The sequence below is a fragment of the Candidatus Manganitrophaceae bacterium genome (assembly GCA_012960925.1).
Lineage (GTDB): Bacteria > Nitrospirota > Nitrospiria > SBBL01 > JAADHI01 > DUAG01.
Window position 1 is genome coordinate 1 of the sequence record DUAG01000021.1, and the last position, 6098, is coordinate 6098.

The 6098-nt window shown below is 47.6% G+C and carries 2 protein-coding genes; both read right to left on the reverse strand.

Features of this window, described 5'->3' with window-relative positions; genetic code table 11:
- Positions 1-791, reverse strand: a 791-nt coding sequence (locus tag EYQ01_03405) for a hypothetical protein (GenBank protein HIE64860.1), incomplete at its 3' end; no start/stop codon positions are given.
- A gap of 118 nt (positions 792-909) precedes the next feature.
- Entirely contained in the window at positions 910-5397 is a 4488-nt protein-coding gene (locus EYQ01_03410; protein HIE64861.1) for a hypothetical protein, read from the reverse strand.
- Positions 5398-6098 lie beyond the last annotated feature (701 nt).

Sequence of the window (6098 nt, forward strand, 5' to 3'; positions counted from 1 at the left end):
TCATTTGTTTCTGTGCTTATAATAAGGTTATCAATGAAAAGGTCTTGGTTCGCACCACCGACACGAGCTGAGATGATAAATGTGTGATCATCATTAGGATTAAATCCAGCAGTATCTGTTCCCGTGAAGTTTGCATTTGTGTTCATTCCTGTGGTGGTGAACGAGGCCCCGGTCCCGGGATCCCAACTCATTTCAATGCTGCCCTGAACTCGTTGCCCGTCATTAAGGATTGTTCCATTTTTGAAAGCGAGCTGACCTACGTCCGCTCCGTTCGCAATTCCAGAGATATTAACTCCTTGCTCCGCATCACCATTCCTCCATGTATCCACCTCAAAAGATAAGTTCTCAGTGACTCCTGAACGACCAGCCATTCCCTCTTCTGCCTGTCCAGGATCACCCATAGGAGCGTTACCGTAATTCAGTGAAAACCCGTCAGCAGGATCATTACTCCCAGGCCCATCATAGAGCTCATAGTCGAAGGTGATGGTGAACCCTTGTGAAGATCCTGAAATGGCTGGAACTGAAAAGCTTGAAAATCCTAGTGCTTCTCCGTCTTGGGTTAACTGAAGACGACCGTCAACAATACTTGCAGCTTGACCGGTAATGACCGAGCCGTCACCAAGTTCAGTGGTTCCATTTGGAAAACCATTGAAGTCTTGGTCATAAGTTTCAGCCATGGCCGGCACGATTGGCATGAAGCAGAAGAGCGGAAGAAGGGCAGTTAGCAGTGTTTGATTTTTCACAGTTTTTATGAGCTGGATAGGATTGTTATGAGGGGCTTTTCTTTTCATATTTTACTCCAGTATTGGGGTTGCTACAACTTTGCGATTAAAATAAGAAGGGCCGCCCTCATGGACAGCCCCCCTTGAGATTTATATTGGTTATTTATTTTTCTGATAGGGGTTCAGCCTAATTGGCAGGCCCTATGTCTGTTATTCTCCAGAACATCTTTTTAGAATCTTCTGGAACCTCGTCAGTGAATGTTGTCGTTTCGCCTTCACTTTCGACACCGTCATCGATCTCTTCCCAGAACCCGACAATTCCGTCACGATTTGAGTCGTCCGCATCGTTCTCCAGATCCTCGGATCTTTCGATCAGATAGATCCTGTTAGGTTTTGAGGACCAGGTCAGGTTTACTTCGGTCCCGTCTCTGGTCACTTCGATGATCTGGAAAGGTGTACCTAGGGTCCCGAGTGACAGCACAAAGTTATCAATGAAGACGTCCTCGTTGGCACCGCCTACTCGGGCCGAGATACCAAAGTTAAAGGTATCATCTCCAACGAATGTCGTCAGTACTGCGTCCTCGAAGTCAGCATTGGTGTTGAGTCCCTCTGTCTTGAAGGATGCACCTGTCGACGGATTGTAAGATATAGTGACAGGACCTGAGACTGTGCCTCCATCATCAAGTATGACTCCGTTGGTGAATTCAACGTCATTCTTAAATCCGTCAGTTTGCTCAGCGATGTTGACACCTTGTTCAGCGTCACCGTTCCTCCATGTATCAATTTCGAAGGATAGATTATCCGTTACATTAGCGATAGTCTCCATTCCCTCTTCTGCTCTTCCGAGCTCACCGAGGCTGAAGTTACCGTAGTTGAAAGATAATCCGTCCGCAGGATCATTTGCTCCGGGTCCGTCAAAGATTTCAAGATCAAAGGTAACGGTCCATCCGTTAGCTGAGTCTTTGATTGCAGGGATAGTAAAGCTGGAGAATCCTAAGCCCTGACCGTCCTTGGTCAGGTGTAGTCTGCCATCAACAACTTCTGCAGCTGCCCCGGCAATGACACTGCCGTCACCGAGATCAGTTGTTCCATCTGGGAAGCCGTCAAAGTCCTGAACGTATCCCCTTGGGGCTGCTTGGGCTTTGGATGGGTCCCTTCCCTTGGCAATTTCTTGGCCATCACTTACAGTGTCATCGTCCGTATCTACGAGGTTTGGATCTGATCCTGGTTGATCTTCCGGATTGGCCGGGTCATAGGGAAGGTCAGGATTCTCGACGCCGTCGAGGAGTCCATCATTGTCAGAGTCGGCCTCGAGAGGATTCGTTCCGGTGTCATCAGTGCTGACCCATTCACCGGTTCCGCTCTCAACACCATCAGCTAAGCCGTCCCCGTCAGTATCTTCCTTGGTCGGGTTTGTTCTATTTTCAAATTCATCAAAGTCGGTAATACCGTCCCCGTCAAAATCTCCAGTTCCTTCACCAGGTCCTGGCCCCGTGCCCAAGCCATCTAGTGAAGTGATGTTCCCTGCCACATCATTTTCATAAACGTCAGGCAAGTTATCCTCGTCTGCGTCCAAGTCAAAGATGCCGACTTGAATGACAAGGTTATCGATAAAGAGGTCCTGGTTTGCTCCTCCGACCCGGGCAGAAATAATGAAATTGTAATCGTCATCGGGAGTGAAATCCGAAGTGCCGACATTAACGAAGTCCGCGTTCGTGTTCAGTCCGGTCGTGATGAAGGTGGCCCCTAGGTCTGGTTGCCACACGATTTCGACTTTACCATCGGTCCGTTGCCCGTCATTGATGATGATGCCATTGGTAAATGCGAGTTCGCCTAGGTCTGCACCTTCCGCGACCCCTGAAATATTGACTCCCTGCTCAGGGTCACCATTGCTCCAGGTGTCGATCTCGAAGGAGAGATTTTCGATGGCCTGACCTCCGGCCATTCCTTCTTCGGCACTTCCGAGCTCTCCGAGTTGAGCATCTCCGTAATTTATTGAAAATCCGTCTGCCGGATTATTAGCACCTGGACTATCATAGAGTTCGTAGTCAAAAGTGATTCTGAAACCCCGGGACGATCCTGCTATTGCCGGAACCGAGAAACTGGAAAAGCCCAACCCCTGACCGTCCTTGGTCAGTTGAAGTCTGCCGTCAACTACCTCTGCTGCAGTTCCAGCGATGATGGTACCGTCCTCAAGGTCTAGCGTTCCATCGGGAAAACCATCGAAGCCCTGACGGTAAGAGCTTTCATCAGCTTCGTCTTCAGTAGTCGGATCTGTGCCGTTAGCAATTTCGCTTCCGTCACCAATCCCGTCACCGTCCGTATCAGAATCGTTTGGATCTGTGCCGGGCTGGGTCGTGGGATTCTCGGAGTCGTAAGGAAGTGTTGGGTTTTCAACGCCATCAAGGAGAGTGTCACCGTCCGTGTCTGCAATGAGAGGGTCCGTTCCTGTAGCGTCCGGTCCATCGTAATCTCCTGAGCCGTTTTCGACTCCGTCACTGAGTCCGTCCTCGTCAGTGTCTTCGTTGGTAGGATCAGTTTTATTTTCGTATTCGTCAAAGTCAGTGAGTCCGTCACCATCAAAGTCCCCCGTTCCTGCACCAGGTCCTGGCCCGTCTCCGAGTCCGTTCAAGTCAGTGAGGTTACCTGTCTTTTCATTTTCATAGAAGTCCGGCAAGTTGTCCTCATCATCGTCACCATCAAAGATTCCGACCTGGATGACCAGATTGTCGATGAAGAAGTCCTGGTTCGCGCCACCGACTCGAGAGCTGATGATGAAGTTATGATCATCACTAGCAACAAAGTCAGGAATTTCCACTTCAGTGAAATCCGCGTTAGTGTTCATTCCCGTCGTTGTGAAACTGGCACCCACGTCCGGCTGCCATTGGATTTCAATCGTTCCCTCAACTTTTTCTCCATCATTTAAGATTGGTCCGTTATTAAATGCGAGCTGTTGCAGGTCAGTGCCTCCCGCGACCCCTGAAATATTGACTCCCTGCTCGGCGTCAAAGTTCTGCCAAGTGTCCACCTCGAAGGAAATGTTTTCAAAGGCTTGCCCTCCGGCCATTCCTTCTTCGGCATTTCCGAGCTCTCCGAGCTGAGCATCTCCGTAATTTATTGAAAATCCGTCTGCAGGATTATTATTTCCTGGACTATCATAGAGCTCGTAGTCGAAAGTGATTCTGAAACCATCTGGTGAGCCCGGGATTGCCGGAACCGAAAAACTGGAAAAGCCCAACCCCTGGCCGTCCTTGGTCAATTGAAGTCTGCCGTCAATAACTTCTGCTGCCGTTCCAGCGATGACGGTACCATCATCAAGATCTGTCGTTCCATCGGCATAACCATCGAAGTTCTGACTGTAAGTGTTTTCATCACCTTCGTCTTCAGTGGTCGGATCTGTGCCGTTAGCAATTTCGCTGCCGTCACTAATCCCGTCACCGTCCGTATCAGAATCGTTTGGATCTGTGCCGGGCTGTGATTCTGGATCATCCTCATCGTATGGAAGTGTTGGATTTTCAACGCCATCAAGGAGAGTGTCACCGTCCGTGTCTGCAATGAGGGGGTTCGTTCCTGTAGCGTCAGGGCCATCATAATCACCCGTGCCATTTTCTACGCCGTCAGCGAGGCCATCCGCATCGGTATCCTCATTCTGTGGGTTTGTTCCATTTTCATATTCGTCAAAGTTAGTGACCCCGTCATTGTCGGGATCTCCTTCTGCACCATTATCTCCAGTATCATCCCCAGGATCGAGATCGTTAGCCGTTTCCCAGACGTCTGGAAGACCATCCCCGTCACTGTCATCACCGCCGCCGGTCTCAATGATCAAATTATCGATGAATAGGTCCTGGTTCGCTCCACCGACCCTTGCTGAAAAAATGAATGTATGGTCATCGCTTGCAATAAAATTACCGGTTTCTACATCTTCGAAATCGGCGTTTGTGTTAAGGCCTGTCGTTATGAAGGAGGCGCCCTTACCCGGATACCAACTGATTTCCATCGTGCCCTCAACACGTTGCCCATCATCAAGTATTACACCATTTGTGAAAGCGAGTTGGCCCAGATCCCCGCCATTTGAATAGCCTGATATATTGACCCCCTGTTCAACGTCACCGTTCCTCCATGTATCAACTTCAAAAGAAAGATTTTCCTGAACGCCTTTGAGGTTCATGCCTTCCTCAGCACTTCCGAGTTCTCCCATGGCTGCGCCTCCGTAGTTTATCGAAAAGCCGTCAGCCGGATCTTCTGCTCCGACACTGTCAAACATTTCATAGTCAAAAGTCATCCTGAAGCCTTTAGATGAATCCTCCATTGGAGGGACGGAAAAGCTTGAAAAGCCGAGCCCCTGACCATCAATGGTAAGTTGCAAACGGCCATCTTGGATTGAAGCCGCTGCACCAGCGATTATACTGCCATCTCCCAATTCAATTTCGCCATTATCGAAATCATCAAAGTTTTGAGTGTAAATTTCTTCTGATTGAGCAGAAACAGATAGAATGAGTATTGCGGCAACCATTGAAAGGAATTGCCCTAGGTTTTTCTTTAACATAATAAATTGAGGGTTAGTTGTGGGGTTTAAGGTTTCAGCCTGAAGTCTTAAACTATGAATTGGGAATGAGGGGATAATTTTTATTAACTGTATTTCATAGAATATCAGTAAAAACAGGCAAAAAGTCAATATCTGAGCCGATAAAGGACAATATTGTAATGAGAGTAAATAGTACTCAAAAACAATTAATAATATCTGTCTTTTCAGCCTTTAGATCCGTTATCTGTATATATTTTCTGATTATCATATAGGCTCAGACGATATTGTAGGGACTTGAGCAAGTTGGCATCAGGATTTTCTTTTAACAAAGAAATAGCATTTTTTATAGTAGTTACCGCCATTTGAAATTCAGCGTTTGCCGCTTGAGATGCGGCCAAAGTATCCAGAACCTGAGGTATTTTATTACCAGTGTCTCGATTAAGTTGATTGGCCATTTCCAGAGCTTCTTTTGGATTCCGGATTTTTTCTTGTGGGGAAGTGGCAAGGATCCAAGCCAGATTGTTTATGGCGGCTTGATTTTTGGGTTGGTATTTTAAACCGGTACGATAATGAAAGAGGGCTGCACTTTGATTGGTTTTTGAATTGAGTTGAGCTGCCATATTGAAATGACTGAGGGCCAGATTTGAAGAGATCCTTTCAGATTGGGGATTGAGTTTATGAGCTATATTGTAATGGTAGATGGACCCTTCCATGTTTCCTGCCATTAACCAATTACGACCATGTCGTGAATGAATGGATGCTTCATGAGCCATTGAACGTTGCATGGACTTAGGGTGTTTGATGGTCGTTCCTTTGATCTGGGCTGAACGGATGATTCTTTCATTGAGAGT